Origin of the sequence: Leifsonia shinshuensis (genome assembly GCF_013410375.1) — a bacterium.
GTDB classification, from domain to species: Bacteria; Actinomycetota; Actinomycetes; order Actinomycetales; family Microbacteriaceae; genus Leifsonia; species Leifsonia shinshuensis.
The window spans coordinates 943,089-959,972 of sequence record NZ_JACCFL010000001.1 but is presented as its reverse complement, the minus strand read 5'-3'; the positions used below and the strand labels follow the sequence as shown (position 1 = coordinate 959,972).

The 16,884-nt window shown below is 71.1% G+C and carries 22 protein-coding genes; 12 read left to right on the top strand and 10 right to left on the bottom strand.

From position 1 onward, the window contains the following. Window positions 1-84 precede the first annotated feature (84 nt). Entirely contained in the window at window positions 85-939 is an 855-nt protein-coding gene (locus tag HNR13_RS04640; protein WP_179604674.1) for a protein kinase domain-containing protein, read from the top strand. 97 nt (window positions 940-1,036) lie between these two features. After that, window positions 1,037-1,300, top strand: coding sequence for a hypothetical protein (locus HNR13_RS04635; RefSeq protein ID WP_179604673.1), 264 nt, complete (start codon window positions 1,037-1,039; stop codon window positions 1,298-1,300). Between the two features lie 31 nt (window positions 1,301-1,331). On the opposite strand, the gene HNR13_RS04630 is transcribed toward HNR13_RS04635, so the two are convergent. After that, window positions 1,332-2,093 (bottom strand): EAL domain-containing protein, encoded by a 762-nt coding sequence (locus HNR13_RS04630; RefSeq protein ID WP_179604672.1) that lies wholly within the window; start codon window positions 2,091-2,093, stop codon window positions 1,332-1,334. A 177-nt stretch (window positions 2,094-2,270) separates the two neighbouring features. Here HNR13_RS04630 and HNR13_RS04625 point away from each other — a divergent pair, with 177 nt between their 5' ends. Further along, complete coding sequence (locus HNR13_RS04625; protein WP_179604671.1) at window positions 2,271-3,596, top strand: diguanylate cyclase; 1,326 nt, start codon at window positions 2,271-2,273, stop codon at window positions 3,594-3,596. Window positions 3,597-3,615: 19 nt separating this feature from the next. Here HNR13_RS04625 and HNR13_RS21835 read toward each other — a convergent pair whose 3' ends face one another. Further along, complete coding sequence (locus HNR13_RS21835; RefSeq protein ID WP_281369273.1) at window positions 3,616-3,741, bottom strand: hypothetical protein; 126 nt, start codon at window positions 3,739-3,741, stop codon at window positions 3,616-3,618. A gap of 63 nt (window positions 3,742-3,804) precedes the next feature. On the opposite strand from HNR13_RS21835, the gene HNR13_RS04620 reads away from it, so the two are divergent. Beyond that, complete coding sequence (locus HNR13_RS04620) at window positions 3,805-4,317, top strand: MDR/zinc-dependent alcohol dehydrogenase-like family protein (protein ID WP_179604670.1); 513 nt, start codon at window positions 3,805-3,807, stop codon at window positions 4,315-4,317. A 67-nt stretch (window positions 4,318-4,384) separates the two neighbouring features. Here HNR13_RS04620 and HNR13_RS04615 read toward each other — a convergent pair whose 3' ends face one another. After that, window positions 4,385-4,930, bottom strand: coding sequence for a ferritin-like domain-containing protein (locus HNR13_RS04615; RefSeq protein ID WP_179604669.1), 546 nt, complete (start codon window positions 4,928-4,930; stop codon window positions 4,385-4,387). A gap of 601 nt (window positions 4,931-5,531) precedes the next feature. Between HNR13_RS04615 and HNR13_RS04610 the strand changes: the two genes are divergently transcribed. The 5 genes from HNR13_RS04610 (at window position 5,532) to HNR13_RS04590 (ending at window position 9,832) form a co-directional block, all read left to right on the top strand. After that, window positions 5,532-6,698 carry an AI-2E family transporter gene (locus tag HNR13_RS04610; RefSeq protein ID WP_179604668.1) on the top strand — a complete coding sequence of 389 codons (1,167 nt, stop codon included), beginning with the start codon at window positions 5,532-5,534 and terminating at the stop codon, window positions 6,696-6,698. Between the two features lie 115 nt (window positions 6,699-6,813). Beyond that, a complete protein-coding gene (locus tag HNR13_RS04605) occupies window positions 6,814-7,596 on the top strand; it encodes a hypothetical protein (protein ID WP_179604667.1) in 783 nt (260 codons plus the stop codon). Continuing rightward, window positions 7,593-8,009, top strand: a complete 417-nt coding sequence (locus tag HNR13_RS04600) for a phage holin family protein (RefSeq protein ID WP_179604666.1) — start codon at window positions 7,593-7,595, stop codon at window positions 8,007-8,009. Before HNR13_RS04605 ends, HNR13_RS04600 begins: the two co-directional genes overlap by 4 nt. Next, the gene (locus tag HNR13_RS04595; protein ID WP_179604665.1) at window positions 8,006-8,617 is read left to right on the top strand and encodes a DUF3618 domain-containing protein; all 612 of its coding nucleotides are present in this window, start codon (window positions 8,006-8,008) and stop codon (window positions 8,615-8,617) included. Before HNR13_RS04600 ends, HNR13_RS04595 begins: the two co-directional genes overlap by 4 nt. Window positions 8,618-8,746: 129 nt before the next feature. After that, a complete protein-coding gene (locus HNR13_RS04590; RefSeq protein WP_179604664.1) occupies window positions 8,747-9,832 on the top strand; it encodes a YihY/virulence factor BrkB family protein in 1,086 nt (361 codons plus the stop codon). Here the strand turns inward: HNR13_RS04590 and HNR13_RS04585 are convergent. Further along, the gene (locus HNR13_RS04585) at window positions 9,774-10,559 is read right to left on the bottom strand and encodes an alpha/beta fold hydrolase (RefSeq protein ID WP_179604663.1); all 786 of its coding nucleotides are present in this window, start codon (window positions 10,557-10,559) and stop codon (window positions 9,774-9,776) included. The genes HNR13_RS04590 and HNR13_RS04585 overlap by 59 nt on opposite strands. Before the next feature lie 104 nt (window positions 10,560-10,663). Here HNR13_RS04585 and HNR13_RS04580 point away from each other — a divergent pair, with 104 nt between their 5' ends. After that, window positions 10,664-10,924: a hypothetical protein gene (locus HNR13_RS04580; RefSeq protein WP_179604662.1), complete on the top strand. Its 261-nt coding sequence runs from the start codon at window positions 10,664-10,666 to the stop codon at window positions 10,922-10,924. Next, window positions 10,921-11,097, top strand: coding sequence for a hypothetical protein (locus HNR13_RS04575; protein ID WP_179603894.1), 177 nt, complete (start codon window positions 10,921-10,923; stop codon window positions 11,095-11,097). The genes HNR13_RS04580 and HNR13_RS04575 overlap by 4 nt, the downstream gene beginning before the upstream one ends. On the opposite strand, the gene HNR13_RS04570 is transcribed toward HNR13_RS04575, so the two are convergent. From HNR13_RS04570 to HNR13_RS04555, 4 genes are read right to left on the bottom strand one after another with little or no spacing between them, the layout of a single operon-like run. After that, complete coding sequence (locus HNR13_RS04570) at window positions 11,075-11,962, bottom strand: alpha/beta fold hydrolase (protein ID WP_179604661.1); 888 nt, start codon at window positions 11,960-11,962, stop codon at window positions 11,075-11,077. The two genes, HNR13_RS04575 and HNR13_RS04570, sit on opposite strands and share 23 nt — an antisense overlap. A 16-nt stretch (window positions 11,963-11,978) precedes the next feature. After that, window positions 11,979-13,364, bottom strand: a complete 1,386-nt coding sequence (locus HNR13_RS04565; protein ID WP_179604660.1) for an Nramp family divalent metal transporter — start codon at window positions 13,362-13,364, stop codon at window positions 11,979-11,981. A gap of 2 nt (window positions 13,365-13,366) precedes the next feature. Beyond that, the gene (locus tag HNR13_RS04560; protein WP_179604659.1) at window positions 13,367-13,594 is read right to left on the bottom strand and encodes a CDGSH iron-sulfur domain-containing protein; all 228 of its coding nucleotides are present in this window, start codon (window positions 13,592-13,594) and stop codon (window positions 13,367-13,369) included. After that, window positions 13,591-14,628, bottom strand: a complete 1,038-nt coding sequence (locus HNR13_RS04555; protein ID WP_179604658.1) for an iron-containing redox enzyme family protein — start codon at window positions 14,626-14,628, stop codon at window positions 13,591-13,593. Before HNR13_RS04555 ends, HNR13_RS04560 begins: the two co-directional genes overlap by 4 nt. A 103-nt stretch (window positions 14,629-14,731) precedes the next feature. Here HNR13_RS04555 and HNR13_RS04550 point away from each other — a divergent pair, with 103 nt between their 5' ends. Then, window positions 14,732-15,835 carry a YbdK family carboxylate-amine ligase gene (locus HNR13_RS04550; RefSeq protein WP_179604657.1) on the top strand — a complete coding sequence of 368 codons (1,104 nt, stop codon included), beginning with the start codon at window positions 14,732-14,734 and terminating at the stop codon, window positions 15,833-15,835. 15 nt (window positions 15,836-15,850) lie between these two features. Here HNR13_RS04550 and HNR13_RS04545 read toward each other — a convergent pair whose 3' ends face one another. Next, entirely contained in the window at window positions 15,851-16,099 is a 249-nt protein-coding gene (locus HNR13_RS04545) for a CsbD family protein (RefSeq protein WP_179604656.1), read from the bottom strand. Between the two features lie 88 nt (window positions 16,100-16,187). Next, window positions 16,188-16,847, bottom strand: coding sequence for a hypothetical protein (locus tag HNR13_RS04540; RefSeq protein WP_179604655.1), 660 nt, complete (start codon window positions 16,845-16,847; stop codon window positions 16,188-16,190). Window positions 16,848-16,884 lie beyond the last annotated feature (37 nt).

Below are 16,884 nucleotides of genomic sequence, written 5' to 3'. Positions count from 1 at the left end.
ACCCGCGGCGCGCTCTCCTATACCCCAGGTCGGCGACGCGGTCCACCGGGGGCGGCGAAACCGGGAATGCCGGAAGATATCCAGGTGAGCAAACCCGCGCCCCCGGTTCCGCTCCTGCTCGGGAGGTACCGGCCGAAGCGGCTTCTCGCGCGTGGCGGCACCTCGATGGTCTTCCGTGCCCGCGACGAGAACCTCGGTCGCGACGTCGCCGTCAAGCTGTTCTCCTCGGGAGGGCACGCCGACGTCGCGCGGTTCCGTGCCGAGGTGGGCGTGCTGGCCGGCCTCCGCCACCACGGCGTCGTGTCGATCCTCGACGCCGGCGTCGACGACTCGTCGCCCAAGGACCCTCGCCCGTTCCTGGTCATCGAGCTGGTCGACGGCGACACGCTCCGCGCGGTGCTCGACGCCGGTCCGCTGACGACCCGGCAGATCGGTGAGCTCGCGTTCGAGGTCGCCGAGGCGCTCGAATACGTGCACGCGCGCGGCGTCATCCATCGCGACGTCACCCCCGCGAACATCATGGTCGTCGACTACGGCACGCGGTTCTCGCGTCCGCGGGCGAGGCTGACGGACTTCGGCATCGCCATCCACGCGACGCACCCGCAGGAGTTCGCGGAGGGGACGTTCGGAACGGCCGCCTACCTGAGCCCCGAGCAGGTGCGGAGCGAGACCCTCACGCCGGCGTCGGACATCTACTCACTCGGTCTCGTCCTGCTGGAGTGCTTCACGAGGACCGTCACGTTCCCGGGGACGCCGGTGGAATCCGCGCTCTCCCGGCTGGACCGCGACCCCGAGACGCCCGAGGTCGTCCCCCCGCGCTGGCGCGCGCTCATCCAGTCGATGACGCTCGCCGACGCATCGCGGCGGCCGTCCGCTGCGGACGTCGCGACCGCCGCACGGGAAGCCCTGCGCGCGGACCGGGAGCTCGAGCCCGCGTGAGCGCGCGCAGGTGCGGTCGCGGGATACTCACGCCCGGGGAGTCGGAGTACTGTACGCGACGATGCATCCACGCCGACAGTGAGGAACGCGCCCCGGAATGATCGTGAACAGGCTGACCGTAGACGGCAAAGACTACTTCCTGCCCGACCCCGTCGACGACCTCCGTCGACGCATCCTGGAGGCGGTCAAGAGCGGCGGCGACTACGTCAACATCCCCGGCCTGCGCGGCGGGACGGGGCTCGACATCCTGTTCTCCCCCGGCATGCCCGTGACGTGGGTCCGGATGGAGATCCCGGACTCACCGCCCGTCGAGGAGCCGCACACCCTGAACCTGCCCGGCCTGGACGGCTTCGACCTGTAGCCGGAACGGCACGGGCGACCCCAGGTCGCCGTCAGCGTGCTCTGGCGGCCATCCAGGCGTCGAGCTCGCCCTGGGCAGCGGGTCGGGCGATGTAGTAGCCCTGGGCGCGGTCGCAGCCCGCCTCGCGAACGAGATCGAGCTGCCCGCGTGTCTCCACCCCTTCGGCGACGATCCTCATCCCTGCGCGATGCGCGTCGCTCACGACGGTCGCGATGGCGGCGCGGTCGGCCCGGGCCACCAGGCTGCGATCGAGCTTCAATTCGCCGGCGCGAAGCGACAGGGCACGATCCATCGACGAGTGCCCGGTGCCGAAGTCGTCGATGGAGACCGCGACGCCCCACTCGCGCACGATGTCGAGCCGCGCCGCGAGCACTCCCGGATCGGCCAGCTTCTCCGCCTCGGTGACCTCCAGGATCAGGTTCTCCGCCGGGACGCCGGAGTCGGCGATCTCGCGTTCGAGCTCGTCGAAGAAGGCGCTGGTGGCCAGTTGAAGGGGCGACACGTTCACGGCGACTGCGACGTCCTCCCCGCGATCGTGCCAGGTCGCGGCGTAACGGCAGCACTCCGCGAGGGCGAACCGGCCGAGTTCGTGGATGGCGCCCGTCGACTCGGCGAGCTCGACGAACTCCGACGGCGGGATCGGGCCGAGCGTCTCATGAGTCCAGCGGCAGAGGCCTTCGAGGGCGACCACGTCGCCGGTGCGCAGGTCGATCTGCGGCTGGAACACGATCCGGAGCCTGTCCTCCGCGATCGCGTCCGCGAGGTCGTGGGCGACGGCATCGCACGTCGTCATCGGTCACCTCCCGGAAAAGTCACTCCCGCGATGATCGCCTCTTCCGCGGAATGTGTCAACGGTCCTGCCCGGCTTCGCGTCGCGATGTCCGGTATCCGATCCGGACGTGGCACAGTGGGGAGTAGGTTTCATCACACGCGCGTCCTCGCGCGGCCTGAGCGAGCGAAGGAGTGCGCCGTGCGAGCTGTCCCCGCCGACGAGTTCCCGTGCGCCCTGGCGCGGCTCGATGCCGCCGGGAACCTTCTCGAGGCGAACGAGCTGTTCCTCGCGTGGACGGGCCTCGATCGGGAGAGCCTGCCCGGCCGGCCCGCGGCCGCGTTCGTCGACGCATCCACATGGGACGGTTCGGACCTGGGCGTGCTCCGCCACACCGACGGATCCCGTCGTCATGTGCTGGTCACCCGTTCGCGTTCCGCGGACGGAGAGCTGGTCGCGCTGATGGACGCCAGCGCCCGGGCCGCGTACGAGGGCGAGCTCACCCAGTCCTGGGCGCTCCAGGAACGCACGCGCGTCCGGCTGGAGCTCGTGATCGAGGCGTCGATCGCCTTCTCGGCCGCCAGCAGCGAGGCCGACCTCTCCCGGATCCTCGCCGGCACGACCGCTCGCGCCTATCAGGCCGAGCAGTCGGCCGTCTTCCTCCGCGACGAGCAGGACGCCTTCCGGCTCGTGGCCGGAACCGACCCGCTGCAGGGCGCGATCGACACCCAGGCCGTCCTCTCACGGTTCGCCGACACCGGGCGCGTGCAGACCGTCAGCGGCGTCGGAGCCGCCCGCGCGATCTCCCCCGCGCTCGCGGACGCCTTCGTCGCGGGTGGCGTGCACTCGATCCTGGTCGCGCCCATCCGGCACGACGATGTCCGATTCGGCGTCTTCGTCTGCTACTTCCTCCACCCCCGCCAGTTCGACAGCGAGGCGGCCCCACTCGCCGACGCGCTCGCGGGCCAGGCGGCGCAGATCGCCACGTCCCTGCGGCTCCAGCATCAGCTCGAGCAGGCCGCGATGCACGACGAGGTGACCGGCCTCCCGAACCGCCGCCGGCTGGAGGCGCACCTGCTCGAGTATCCGACGGAGGTCGACCTCGACCGCGGCGGCTCGGCGATCGCCGCCCTGTTCATCGACCTGGACGGGTTCAAGACCGTCAACGACGAATACGGCCACCACGCCGGCGACCAGCTTCTGAACGAAGTCGGCGTACGGATCCGCCACGCGGTCCGGCAGCAGGACTTCGTCAGCAGGTACGGCGGCGACGAGTTCGTCGTCGTCTGCGAAGTCCCCGACTCGGGGTCGGCGCACGACATCGCGGAGCGGATCAGGACGGCGATCGACCAGCCGTTCGCGGGTCTGCCGCCTACCCTCCCCATCCGCGCGAGCATCGGCTTGGCGGTGGCCGGGGACCGCGACCGCGGCTGGAACCCCGACGGGTTGATCCGCCTGGCCGACCACGCGATGTACACGGCCAAGAACGCCGGCGGCAATCGGATCGTCCAGCTGTCCGCCGTGTGAGCCCAGGAGCTTCAGACGATCACAGCGAGGGACCTTCGGACGGAAGTCCGAATGCCTGCGTGAGGTCCTCGATCCTTTCTTGCAGATAGCCGGCCTCGATGCGGTTGTCGGGCTCTGTCGCTTCGGTGGAGGCCGACTCCACCATCAGAGCAGTCGAGCTGTTCAGCAGGAAGCTCGCGTCGACGTCGTTGCCGTCCGCCCCGATCGCGTGGAGCCTGACGACATCGGAACCGCCGGCGCGACGGCCGTCTCGCTCGCCGACGGCGACCCGGTCGAGGCGATCATGGACGCGACCGACGGCTTCGGCGTCGACCGCGGCGTGGAAGCCGTCGGCTACCAGGCCCACGACGCCTCGGGGCACGAGCACCCCGAGCTTGCGCTCGACAACCTCGTGAGCGTAGTGCGCGCCACCGGCGGCATCGGCATCGTCGGCGTCTACGTCCCGGAGGACCCGGGAGCGTCCGACGAAGGGGCGAAGGAGGGTCGCATCCCCTGGGACTTCGGCGCCGCCTGGAAGAAGGGCATCGCGTCCGGCACCGGCCAGTGCCCGGTCAAGCGCTACAACCGCGAACTGCGCGACCTGATCATCCGCGGCAAGGCCACCCCGAGCGCGATCGTCTCCCACGAGCTGCCGCTCGACGAGGCCCCGGACGCCTTCGCGCACTTCGACGCCCGCGACGACGGCTGGACCAAGGTCCTGCTGCACCCCGAGGCCGCCTGAGCAGAGCGCAACGAGAACGGATGGGGCACGTCCAGCACGGACGCGCCCCCATCGCCGTCACCCCACGTCAGCGCGTGGCCGGCCGGCGGTTCTCCGCGCTCACCATCCAGGCGAGCTGCTCCAGTCGTTCGATGATCTGGTGGAGGAGATCGGCCGACGTCGGGTCCTCCTCGTCCACCTCGTCGTGCACCGAGCGCATCGTGCGGACGACCGCCTCCAGCCTCTCGGTGATGAGATCGACGGCCTCGGAGGTGTCGACCTCACCGCCGGGGAACTCGGCGAGCGACGTCGCCTCCGCCACCGTCCGCGACCGACCGTCGGTCGTCGCGTGCAGGGCGCGCAACCGCTCGCCGACCGCGTCGCTGAACTCGCGTGCGGCCGCGACGATCTCGTCCAGCTGCAGGTGGAGGTCGCGGAAGTTGCGTCCGACGATGTTCCAGTGCGCCTGCTTGCCCTGCAGCGACAGCTCGATCAGGTCGACCTGCACCCGCTGGAGGTCGCCGGCGAGCGCCTCGGAGGCGACGAAGCCGTTCTCCGCGTTCTCCCGCCGAGTCTCGTGCTCCCCGCGCGCGGCGTCTGTTTTCGTCTTCGTGTCGGTGTTCGTGGTCGCCACGTCTTCCCTCTTTCCGAGTCCCGGTCCGGATGGCTCTGCGTGCTGCACGGTAGGCCTGCTCCGTCCCGGGTGCGACCGCCTTCCCCAGGCCCGCGGGCGCGCGTATTCTCATCGATGCTTCCCTTTCGGGGGCGGCACAGTCCCAGGGGGACGGTGAAGACGAAGGAGTCCGGCATGGTGACCGGCACCACCACCACGCCCCGGAACGACGACAACGAGAAACCGGCGGCCGACGCGAAGGGGCGGCAGAACCCTGCTGATCGCCCGCGACCGGCGGTTGACGCGGGCCGGGGAACCAGCCGCATCCCGAGGGACGGGCTGACGGGGACGCACCGCCGTCACCGGTGCACCGCGTGCGCAAGGGGGTTGAGCTGAGCCCGGCGAGCGCTTGGAATCGGGAACATGACACTTTCAGTGCTTCACCGACCCACGAAGCGCGGTGGATCTGCGGCAGCCGGCGCCGACGCCGCCGTGATCCCGCCGATCGTCGTTGCTGCGTCCAGCGCGCGCGGACTGCTGTCCGGCACGCCGTGCATGTCCCCCAGCCCGGGAGCGACCCTCGCGGTCGTGTTCGGCTCGCCCCGGGAAGACGGGTGACAAGGTGGACTCCCCAGAGACGTCCCACACGGATCGCACGTCCCGCAGGGATCGCACGTCCCGCCCGGTTCGCGCGTCGTCCGTCCCGTCGGGCGTCCGCACCGCCTCCGAGTGGTCCTGGCGGCTGCTCGCCATCCTCGCGCTCGCCGGGGTCGTCGTCTACCTGGTGTTCACGTTCCACGAGATCGTGGTCCCGGTGCTGGTCGCGCTCCTCGTGGCCGCGCTCCTCCAGCCGGCGGTCGCCGGGCTGATCCGGCATCGGTGGCCCACGTGGGCGGCGATCCTCGTGTGCCTGCTCGCGTTCGCCGGAATCGTCGCCGGCCTCATCGCTCTGGTGACGTGGCAGGTGCGCGCGGGCCTGCCGCACCTCGAGCAGGAATCGGTCGCCGCCTACAACCGGGCTCGGGACGCGCTGCGCCAACCGCCGTGGAACATCAGCGACACGCAGTTCGCCGGTTACCTCCACGACGCCGGCGTCTACGCGCAGAAGGACAGCGGAGCGCTGATCGGCGGCGCTCTGCGGGTCGGCTCCACCACCGGACGCATCCTCGCCGACGCGCTGATCGCCCTGTTCGCGACCATCTTCATCCTGATCGACGGCGCCGGCATCTGGCGGTGGATCACCGGGCTCCTCCCCCGCGGCGGCCAGCCGGCCCTGCAGGCGGGAGGGGCCGCCGGGTGGCGCACCCTCACGAGCTTCGTGCGCGTGCAGATCCTGGTCGCGGCGGTGAACGGCGTCGGGATCGGACTCGTGGCGTTCTTCCTGGGCCTGCCGCTCGCGATCCCGATCGGCGTCATCGTGCTGCTGTTCTCGTTCATCCCGGTCATCGGCGCGATCGTCTCCGGCATCATCGCCGTGGCCATTGCCCTGGTCTTCGCCGGGCCCGTCCAGGCACTGATCATGCTCGCCGGCGTGCTCGTGGTGCATCTCCTGGAGGCCCACGTCATGCAGCCCCTGCTGGTCGGCGGCGCGGTCAAGGTCCATCCGCTCGCGGTCGTCGTCGGTGTCGCGGCGGGCACCGGCCTGGCCGGAGTGCCCGGCGCGCTCTTCGCCGTGCCCCTGATCGCCGTCGGGAACGCGATGATCTCGGCGATGGTCCGGGTCTCGCGCGGGGCCGCGCCGCGAGCCGCCGAGGCGGAAGCGGAGGACGAACCGCGGACCGAGCGGTGACCGGGTCCCGCGCGTATCCTCCGGCCGCGGGGTCGTGTCAATCCACTGAAACCCTTTCGCCTCGCGTGGATGTATGGACGCCACCACACTCGACGAGCGAAAGGGAGAGCCGAGGATGACGAACTCGGAGGACGAATACGGCGGAACGCCGGTGTTCGACAGCACACGCCAGACCACCAGCGCGCCCGCGACGTATCGCGGCCCCGCCGCTCCGGGCACGGCGGCCATGGGAACGGCCACCGCACCGGGCGACGCCGGCGCGGGCAAGACCGACGTCGCCAAGGAGGAGGCGGCACGGGTCGCCGACTCGGCCAAGGACGCGGCCGCGGACGTCGCGGGCGTCGCGAAGGACGAGGCGCGGGAGGTCGCGCACGAGACGAAGGCGCAAGCGCAGGACCTCTACCGCCAGACCCAGCAGGAACTGCGCGAGCAGGCCGCGATCCAGCAGCAGCGGGTCGCCGACGGCCTCCGGAGCATCGGCGACGAGCTGGCGCAGATGTCGTCCGCGTCGCAGCAGCAGGGCGTCGCCAGCGACATCGTCGGACAGGCGGCGGAGCGCACGCACTCGGTCGCTCGCTGGCTCGGCGAGCGCGATCCGGGCTCGCTGCTGCGGGAGGTAAAGTCGTACGCCCGCCGCAACCCGGGGACCTTCATCGCCGCGGCCGCCCTGACCGGTGTGCTCGCCGGCCGGCTGACCCGGGCTCTCGCGTCCGGGGACGACCAGCAGGGGGCGGGTGCGCACTCGGTGGGATCGTCGGGAGCGCCGGCTGCCGGCGCCCCCACCACTGGTCTGCCGGCCGCCGGCAGCGCCATCCCGGGCGGCACGATGGGCGGAGCCCTCGGTGGGACCGCCCCGGGCGACTCCACCGGCGGCCCCCGCCCGGGAGGCTCGCTGTGACCGACCAACCCACTCCCTCGGAGCGGCGGGCGGAACGGGAATCGCTGGGCGACCTGCTCGCCGAGGTGAGCCGCGACCTGTCCACGCTCGTCCGGCAGGAGGTCGAGCTCGCCAAGGCCGAGCTGAAGGAGACCGCCACCCGCACCGGGAAGGGCGCCGGCCTGCTCGGCGGCGCCGGATACGCCGCCCTGATGGCGGTGCTCTTCCTGTCCATCGCGCTCTGGTGGGCGCTGGGCTACCTGATGGGCAACGCCTGGTCCGGAGTCGTCGTGGCGATCATCTGGGCCGTCGTCGCGCTGATCCTGTACCTGGTCGGCCGCAATCAGCTCAAGGCGGTGAAGGGGATGCCGCAGACCGTCGAGACGGTCAAAGAGTTCCCCGAGACTCTGAAGCGAAACGGAGAGAACCGATGACCGACAACCCCGACGTGATCCGCGCCGAGATCGAGAACACCCGCCGCAACCTCAGCGGCGACGTCGACGCCCTGGCCGACAAGGTCACCCCGAGCAAGATCGCCGACCGGCAGAAGCGCAAGGTGAAGGGCGCGTTTCGCTCCTTCACCCAGCACATCATGGGGTCCGACGAGGAGGACGAGTACTCCTACTACGGGCGTTCGGACGCCTCCGTCGCCTCCCGGGCCGGCGACGCCCTCGATGACGCGAAGGACGCCACTGCCGAGGCCGGCCGCCGCGTCGTCGCCAAGGCGCAGGGCAGCCCGGTCGCGGTCGGGCTGATCGCCTTCGGCGTCGGCCTGCTCGCGGCCTCCCTGATCCCCGCCAGCGAGAAGGAGCAGGAGCTCGCCGCGAAGGCCAAGGACGCCGCGCAGCCGCTGCTTCAGGAGGCCGCGGACGTCGGCAAGGAGATCGCGAACGACCTCAAGGAGCCGGCACAGGAGGCGGTGGAGGCCGTGAAGCAGACTGCGCAGGAGTCGGTCGAGACGGTCAGGGCCGAGGCAGCCGACCGGGCCGCCGACGTCGCGGACGACGCCCAGGACGCGGGGCAGCGCGTGCAGGACGCCTGACCGAGGTCAGGACGACGGCGCGGCGCGGGCTTCGGCCGGCGCCGCGCCGTTCTTATTCCCCGACGGGGACCCGAACCCCCCATCGACGACACGAACACATGACAACACGAACACATAAGGAGCGACCTGATGAGCGACGACGACATCGGAGCCAGCCAGCGCCTGGCCGACGCCCCCTCCCCCGACGACCCCCGCAAGCCCGACAGCCCGCCGAAGCTGCACCGCAGCTCCTGGAGGATCGTGTTCAAGCGGACGCTGCGCGAGTTCAGCAACGACAAGTGCACCGACATCGCCGCGTCCCTCACCTACTACGCCGTCCTCTCGCTCTTTCCCGGCCTCCTGGCGCTCGTGTCGTTGCTGGGCGTCCTCGGCCAGGGGAAGTCCGCGACGACCCAGCTCGTCGACATCCTGAAGCAGGTCGCACCGGGCGATACCGCCACGCTGCTGCAGGGCCCGCTCCAGAACGCCGCGCACTCGCCCGCCTCCGGCATCGCGCTCGTGGCCGGCGTCGTCCTCGCGATCTGGTCGGCGTCGGGCTACATCGGAGCGTTCTCCCGCGCGATGAACCGCATCTACGAGATCGACGAGGGCCGGCCGTTCTGGAAGCTGAAGCCGCAGCAGCTGCTGGTCACCGTGATCTCGCTGGTCCTCGTGGCGATCGTGACGCTCATGCTCGTCGTCTCCGGCCCCGTCACGAAAGCGGTCGGGGGCGCGTTGGGCCTCGGCTCGACGCCGCAGACGGTGTGGGAGATCGTCAAGTGGCCGGTGATGCTCGTCGTCGTCATCGTCATCATCGCGGTGCTGTACTACTTCGCGCCGAACACGCGGCAGCCGAAGTTCCGCTGGATCAGCATGGGGGCGATCGTCGCGATCCTCATCCTTGCGATCGCCACGTTGCTGTTCGGGCTGTACGTGGCGACGTTCGCCAACTACTCCCGGGTGTACGGCCCGCTCGCGGGCGTGATCGTCTTCCTGCTCTGGGTGTGGATCGCCAACATCGCCCTCCTGTTCGGCGCCGAGCTGGACGCGGAGACCGAGCGCGGCCGCCAGCTGCAGGCCGGGATGGCGGCCGAGGAGACCATCCAGCTGCCGCCCCGCGACACCCGCCTGAGCGAGAAGTCGCTCAGGAAGGAGCAGGCGCTGATCGCCGAGTCGGTCACGCTCCGGGAGGGCGCAGGCGACGGATCTCCCGGGCGATCGCGCGGGGATGACTGAGCATGACCACATGCGGGGCGCGCGGCACCTCCAGGAGGCGGCCGGCCGGGGCCAGGGAGGCGATCGCGCGCGCCCAGCCGGCGCGTGCGATCGGGTCGCGCTCACCGCGGGCCACCGTGACCGGCACCTCCAGCGCCGGCAGGTCGTCCTCGACGCGGTAGGCGAGCATCGAGGGGAGCACCGCCAGATACCAGCGCGGTCCGCACCGGAGGTAGTCGGTGAACACGAGCGCGTTGCTGTGCGGGCTCTCCCGGAGCGTGTCGATCAGCAGCCGGGCCGCCGCACGGACCGGCGTCGCGTCCGCGGGCGGCATCACCGGCCCGAGCAGCACGACCGCGGTCACGAGGTCGGTGCGGCTCCGTGCCAGCCGCGTGGCGATCTGGGCGCCCATGGAGTGGCCCACGACCACGACAGGACCGATGTCTTCGGCGTCGAGGAACGACGCCACCACTCCGGCGAAGTCCTCCACGGTCAGGGGACGCCCCGGCTTCGGGGCGCGCCCGAAGCCGGGCAGGTCCACGGCGATCACGCGGCGGCCCTTGGCGAGCTCGAGCGCGAGCCGGTGGAAGTACCGCGAGCTGACGCCGATGCCGTGCAGCAGGAGAACAGTGTCCGCCGAACCGCCTCCGTGGCCGTTGTCGAACGTCACGACCATCGTGGGAGCCGGACGGGAACGCCCGCGCGCCGACTCCACCGTCACCATCGGCTCCCTCCGGGATTCTTCCACCGGAAACGAACCTCGGCCCCGCGGCTCCTCCGTGTCAACCCCTGCCCGACAACCGCGGGCGCGACTTCAGTGGGGGCAGGAACGGCGACGAAGGGAGTCGCACCATGTTGATGTCCTACGAAGGGACTCCCATCCCGGACGAGCTCGACTTCGTCGCGCTGACCGACCGCACCTGGCGCGTCTGCGGCAACCGTTTCCCGGGTTCCGGCTCGCCGGACACCCTCGCCTACATCGAGCAGGACGCCGCCGGGTTCGAGGTGATGCTGCTGCGCGGCGGACATGCGGAGACCCGACGGGCGGACTGCCTCGCGGCCGCGCTCGCCCTCGTGGCCACCGACGTGCGCGACGGCCTCTCCGCGGAATGATGACAGCACGCGACACCGGCCGCCGCGGACTCGACGACTCTCTCGCGCTGCTCGTCCGCGGCTACGATTTCGCGGCCGGCATCTGGTCGGCGGACCTCGAGAAGGCGCCGGAGCTGTACGAGCTGTTCCGCGACAAGAAGGACGGCTGCGTCAAGGTCGTGCTGCACCCCTGACGCCCGCGCCCTCGAAAAAGCCGGCCAGGGCGTCCGTCAGCTCGACCGGCGCTTCCTCCGCCAGGTGATGCCCCGACTCGATCGGACGGCCTGAGACCTGTACGGCCCAGTCGCGCCAGATCGCCAGGGGGTCGCCGAACAGCTCCTCCAGGTCGTCCCGGCTCGACCAGAGCACGAGCAGCGGCATCCGGAGTCGGCGGCCGGCCGCGCGGTCGGCCTCCTCGGCGAGCCGGTCGACGCCGAGCCCGGCGCGGTAGTCCTCGAGCATCGCGCGCACCACCCGCGGATCGTGGATCGCCCGGCGTCGCTCCGCGAAGTTCTCCGCACCCATCAGAACCGGATCGCCGCCGTACCAGGCGTCCGGGTCGGCCGAGATGACGCGCTCCGGCAGGTCCGGCTGGGCGAAGAAGAACCAGTGGTACCAGGCGGTCGCGAACGCGGGCGTGATCCGCTCCAGGTGCTCCACGATCGGGATGCAGTCGAGCAGTGCGACCGCGGGAACGGCCTCCGGGTGGTCCATGGCCAGCCGGAACGCGACATAGCTGCCGCGGTCGTGGCCGGCCAGCAGGAACCGCTCGTGGCCGAGCTCCCGCATCAGGGCGACGACGTCCTCCGCCATCGCCCGCTTCGAGGCCTGCGCGTGATCCGGTCGCGGCTCAGGGGCCGTCGAACGGCCGTAGCCGCGCAGATCCGGCACGACCACCCGGTAGCCCCGCCGGACGAGCAGCGGCGCGACGCGATGCCAGGTCGCGCCCGTCCGCGGGTGTCCGTGCAGCAGGACGACGGGCGGCCCGTCGCCGCCGTGCCGCACATGGATGACCGCGTCGCCGACGTCGATGTCCTCCTCGACGAATCCCTCGAACATGCCTGCTCGTCCCGTCCTATCCTCCCGCGAGCGTGAACCACGTCCCGTAGGCGCCGGCGACGCACATGACCGCGGTGGCGATCCATCCCATCGCGTTGGCCAGTCGGCCGTTCACGTGCTCCCCCATGATCGTCCGGCTGCGGGCGATCAGCATCAGGACGATGAGGAACGGCCCCGCGGCGATGCCGTTCACGATCGCCGAGAACACCAGCAGGTCGATCGGGTTCTTGTCGGCGACGGCGAGGATCGTCCCCACGATGATTCCGAGCGCCAGGAGGATGTAGAACAGGGGCGCCCGACGCGCGCCGCGGTCCAGGCCCCAGTCCTTGTTCAGCAGACCGGCCATCCCGGCCGCACCGGACGCGGCCAGCACCGGCACCGCCAGCACGCCCGAGCCGATGAAGCCCAGCGCGAAGAGCATCCCCGCGTAGCTCCCGGCGATCGGCTGAAGCGCCTTCGCGGCGTCCGCGGCGCTCGTGATCGCCGTGTGGTGGGCGCCGAGCGTGGCCGCGGAGGAGGCGATGATCGCGAACATGATGAGCACGCTGAAGGCCATGCCGGTGAAGACGTCCAGCCGGCCGTTGCGGAGCCTGCGCCGTGCCTCGGATCGTGGGCGGTCCTCGAGCGCGGGCGCCCGATCGCCGCCGCGTTCCTCGGCGCGCAGCTCCTCGACGCGCTGCGCCGACTGCCAGAAGAACATGTACGGGCTGATCGTCGTGCCCAGCACGCCGACCACCAGCCCGAGGAAGGCGGGCGTCGGCTTCATCCCCACGCCCACGAGCCCGCGGCCCACGTCCGCCCAGTTCACGTGCGAGACGAACAGCACGGCGATGTAGACCAGCAGCACCAGGCACAGCCACTTGAAGACGCGGCCGATCATCGCGAAGGATCCGCCGGTGATCGCCACCGCGATCACGATGCCCGCGATCGCGCTCCACATCACGGCCGGCCCGAGGTGGAGCAGGTACATCCCCTCGCCGATGGCGTTCAGGTCGGCGGCGATGTTGAGGACGTTCGCCACGATCAGGAACACGAGCAGCACCCCGATGGCCACCCGGAATCCGCGGCTGAAGTGGCGGCGGATCAGTCGCCCTAGGCTGTCGCCGGAGGCGAGCGCCATCCGGTCGCAGATCTCCTGCACCGCCATCATCAGCGGAAGGGTGAGCGGGACCGTCCACAGCATGCTGTTGCCGTACATCGCGCCGGCCTGCGAGTACGTGGCGATGCCCGAGGGGTCGTCGTCGGCAGCGCCTGTCACCAGACCCGGACCGAGGACACCGAAGAACCGGGCCAGGGGACCGCGTCGTGTCCGTTCCTGGCCCGGTTGGTCGGAGGTTCCCGCGTCGAGTTCGGGCGGCACCTCCTGCGGCGGCTGTTCCTGCATGAACGGACCGTTGCCCATTCCTACTCCTCGCCCGGGGCCGGCGGCTCCGTGCGGAAGCCGGTGAGTTTGTGGGTTCCGTCGCAGTACGGCTTGATCGTCGACACGCCGCAGCGGCACAGCGCGATGGTCCGGCGGCGCTGCTCGATCGGCTCGCCTTCGGTGTCCACGATCGCGACCGGCCCGCGGACCAGCAGAGGACCGTCCGGGCAGGCGACGATCGTCACCTCGCCGTCCGGGTGCCCGCTCATGCAGCGACGCCCGTCTCCGCACGCAGCGAACTGCGTCCCGCCTGCCAGCTCGCCAGCAGGTGCTCGCCGACGAGGCCGTCCACCACGAGGCAGCACCGTGCTCCGAAGACGATGTCCTCCAGCAGCTCCGGATGCTGCTCGGCCAGGCCGCCGGCGAGGTCGCGCCCGGCGATCTGCTCGTGCACGGCGTCCGCTTCCACGTGCTCGTCGTAGTACTCGGTCACGTCCTCGCCGAACCCCAGCCGGCGGAATCCGTTGCCGTAGAGGCGGTTCGGCACCGACGACGTCATCTCGAACGCCGCCAGGTGGCCGGCGATGGCTCCGCGGAGCCGCCCGTTCAGCCCGAACATGGACATCATGTTGAAGGACGCCAGCGTGATCGCCGGCACCCGGTCCAGGTAGACGCCGTAACGATCGTCCAACCCGACGCCCCGCATCGTCCGGGCGAAGATCGCCGCGTGGATGCGATGCGGCCGGCCGCCGCCGTACTCGTCGGACTGGACCTCGACCAGCGCGGCTTTGGCCCGGCCGGTCAGCCGCGGAATGGCCCACGAGTGCGGGTCGGCTTCCTTCAGCGTGTAGATCGACCGGTGGATGACGAACTCGATCGCCTGATCGCGGGTCGCCTTCTTCGCCACATACCGGGAGAGGCTCGGCCCGCTGTCCTCGGAGGTCAGGGCGAAGAGATACGACGCCACCGCGTCGGCCTCGGGCTCCGGGAGCACGACGTCGCCGACGAGCTCGCGCAGCCGGCGCTCGAACCGCTCCTCGATCGCGGTGCGCACCGCGACCTGGACGGGGTTCCACTCCCAGCGGCCGTCGCTCTCGGTCACGCCGCCGTAGGAGAGACCGTAGCTCAGCAGCAGAGTGAGCTGGAGGTCGTCGTCGTACAGGACGTCCGGCTCGCTTCGGAGGGCACTCTCGGCGAGGTCGAGCGCTTTCGCCATCGCCGGCGACTCGCGCTCGGCCGGCGCGCCCAGCGCTTCCAGGAACTGCGCGCTCACGGGTCCGCGCGGACGGATCGATACGGTCATGCACCGAACAGTCGGACGAAGAGGACGCGGCGTCAAGCCCGTTGAACATCCGGTTCTGCCCCGCTACGTTCGCGGGAGCAGCGGGAGCAGAAGGGATGCGTGGGTGGCGACGACGATCGGGGCGGAAGAGGAGTTCATCCTTCTCGACCCGATCTCGCTGACCCCGGTCGAACGGGCGACCGAAGCGCGGACCGCGCTCGCCGATCCCGACCGCGACGGCGAGGTGATGGCCGAGTTCTTCCCCTCGCAGCTCGAATACGCCTCGCCGGTCTGCTCGACGGCGGCAGAGCTCGGACGGTCGCTGTCGGGGTTCCGGGGCGAGCTCGCCGGCTGGGCGCGTGAGCACGGGGTCATCGGCGCGGGAGTCGGGGTCCCGTTCGATGTGACTGCCGGCGCCCGCGTCACCGACCTCCCGCGCTATCGGGACATCGCGAACGACTTCGGGCGGATCACCGCCGACCACCAGATCAGCGGCCTGCACGTGCACGTCGGCACGCGCGACCGGGACAGCGCCATCCGCGCCCTCAATCGGGTGCGACCCTGGCTGCCGACGCTGCTGGCGCTCTCCGCCAACTCCCCGTTCTGGGAGGGCGCGGACACCGGGTTCGACAGCTGGCGCGCGATCCACAGCCGCCGCTGGACCACGCACGGCATCCCGCCCGCGTTCCGGGACCCCGAGGACTATGCGCGGCGCACCGCGGCGCTCGGCGGGATCGGGGGCACCTCCGACGCGGGAACGCTCAACTGGGTCGTCCGCCCGTCCGAGAAGTACCCGACGCTCGAGGTGCGGGCCTTCGACGCCCAGCTCGACGTGCGGACCAGCACCGCCCTCGCCGTCCTCGTACGAGGGATGGTCGACGCCGGCCACGACGAGCCGGCCCATGACGCCGAGCTCCTGGACGCCGCATACTGGCACGCGGCGCGCTACGGCCTCGACCAAGACCTGTTCGACCCTCGATCCGGACGCCTGCGCCCCGCCGCCGACGTCGTCCACGCTCTCCTGGCCGCCGCCGGGCCCGGACTGAAACGCCACGGCGACGTGGAATGCGTCGGGTCCGTCGTCGACGGGATCCTCGAGCACGGCAACGGCGCGACGCGGCAGCGGCGGGCGTATCGGGACGGCGGCGCACCCGCGCTGGCCGAGCTACTCGACGCGGCGACCCGCTCCGATCGAGCGGCTCAGGGCCTGACCGAGATCCGGGAATGAGCCACGGACCGCGGGCTACTCCAGGTTGCCCCGGTCGGCGCCGTCGTACGGCACATCCGTCTCGTCCTTGCGGTCGTCGCGCTTGTCCGCACTGTCCTTCAGATGGGCTTTCACGTCGGCGACCGCGTCCTTGACGCTGCCTTTCGCCTGCTCCGCCTTGCCCTTCAGGACGCGCGACTCGTCATCGGTGGCCTTGCCGATGACCTCGTCGACCTTGCCCTTCAGCTTGTCGCTCTTCGCCTCGAACTTGTCGTCGATGCCCATGAGATCCTCCCTCTCGGCGAACGCGTCCGTTGTTCCCCGTAACGACTCGCCTCGTTCGCCGTGAACATACGCCGTCCCGGATCGTAGGTTAAGCGGTCCCCCGCACTCCGCGACGGCGGCGGCGCACACGGCGGAACACGACGACCCCGACGATGGCGAGCGCGAGAAGCACAGCGCAGGCGGAGACGACGACGATGACAGCGGAGTCTCCGGGTGCGGCACTGACCTTCGCCGGACTCTGCCCGACGGTGTGCGCCGGGTCGAGCACCCCCTGGATGGCGTTCGCGTCGGCAGCGCGGACGAGGATGCGCGAGCGGTCCCCCGACGCGTACAGCGTCGCGAGCGTCGTGACCCGGACCTCGCCGGCGGGGATGCGACCGATGTCGGCGGTCGCGTGACGGCGCTCGGACGAGCCGGGGGCGACGGTCACCGTCCACGCGGCTTCCGTCTTCTCCACGTGCGCGCCTTTCGCCTCCGAGAAGGCGGCGAAGGGCGGGAGAGCGACGACCAGTTCCGCGCTCACCGGCGTCGTCCCCCGGTTCGTGACCGTCACGGTGTAGTTCGAGGACGCACCGGAGGTCGTCTCCGCCGCCCCGTCGGTGATCGCGATCGAGAGCCCGTCCGGAGCCGGCTGGGCGGCCGCTACCGACGCGGCAGGCGCGGAGAGGAGGACGCTGCCGATGAGGGCCGCCGCCGCCACGATGGTCCATCGGCGGAGGGTGGGCCTGCGGTTGTGCGGGGTGTTCATGTGCGCGCTTTCGTGGTGGAGGTCGCTACGCGCCCGC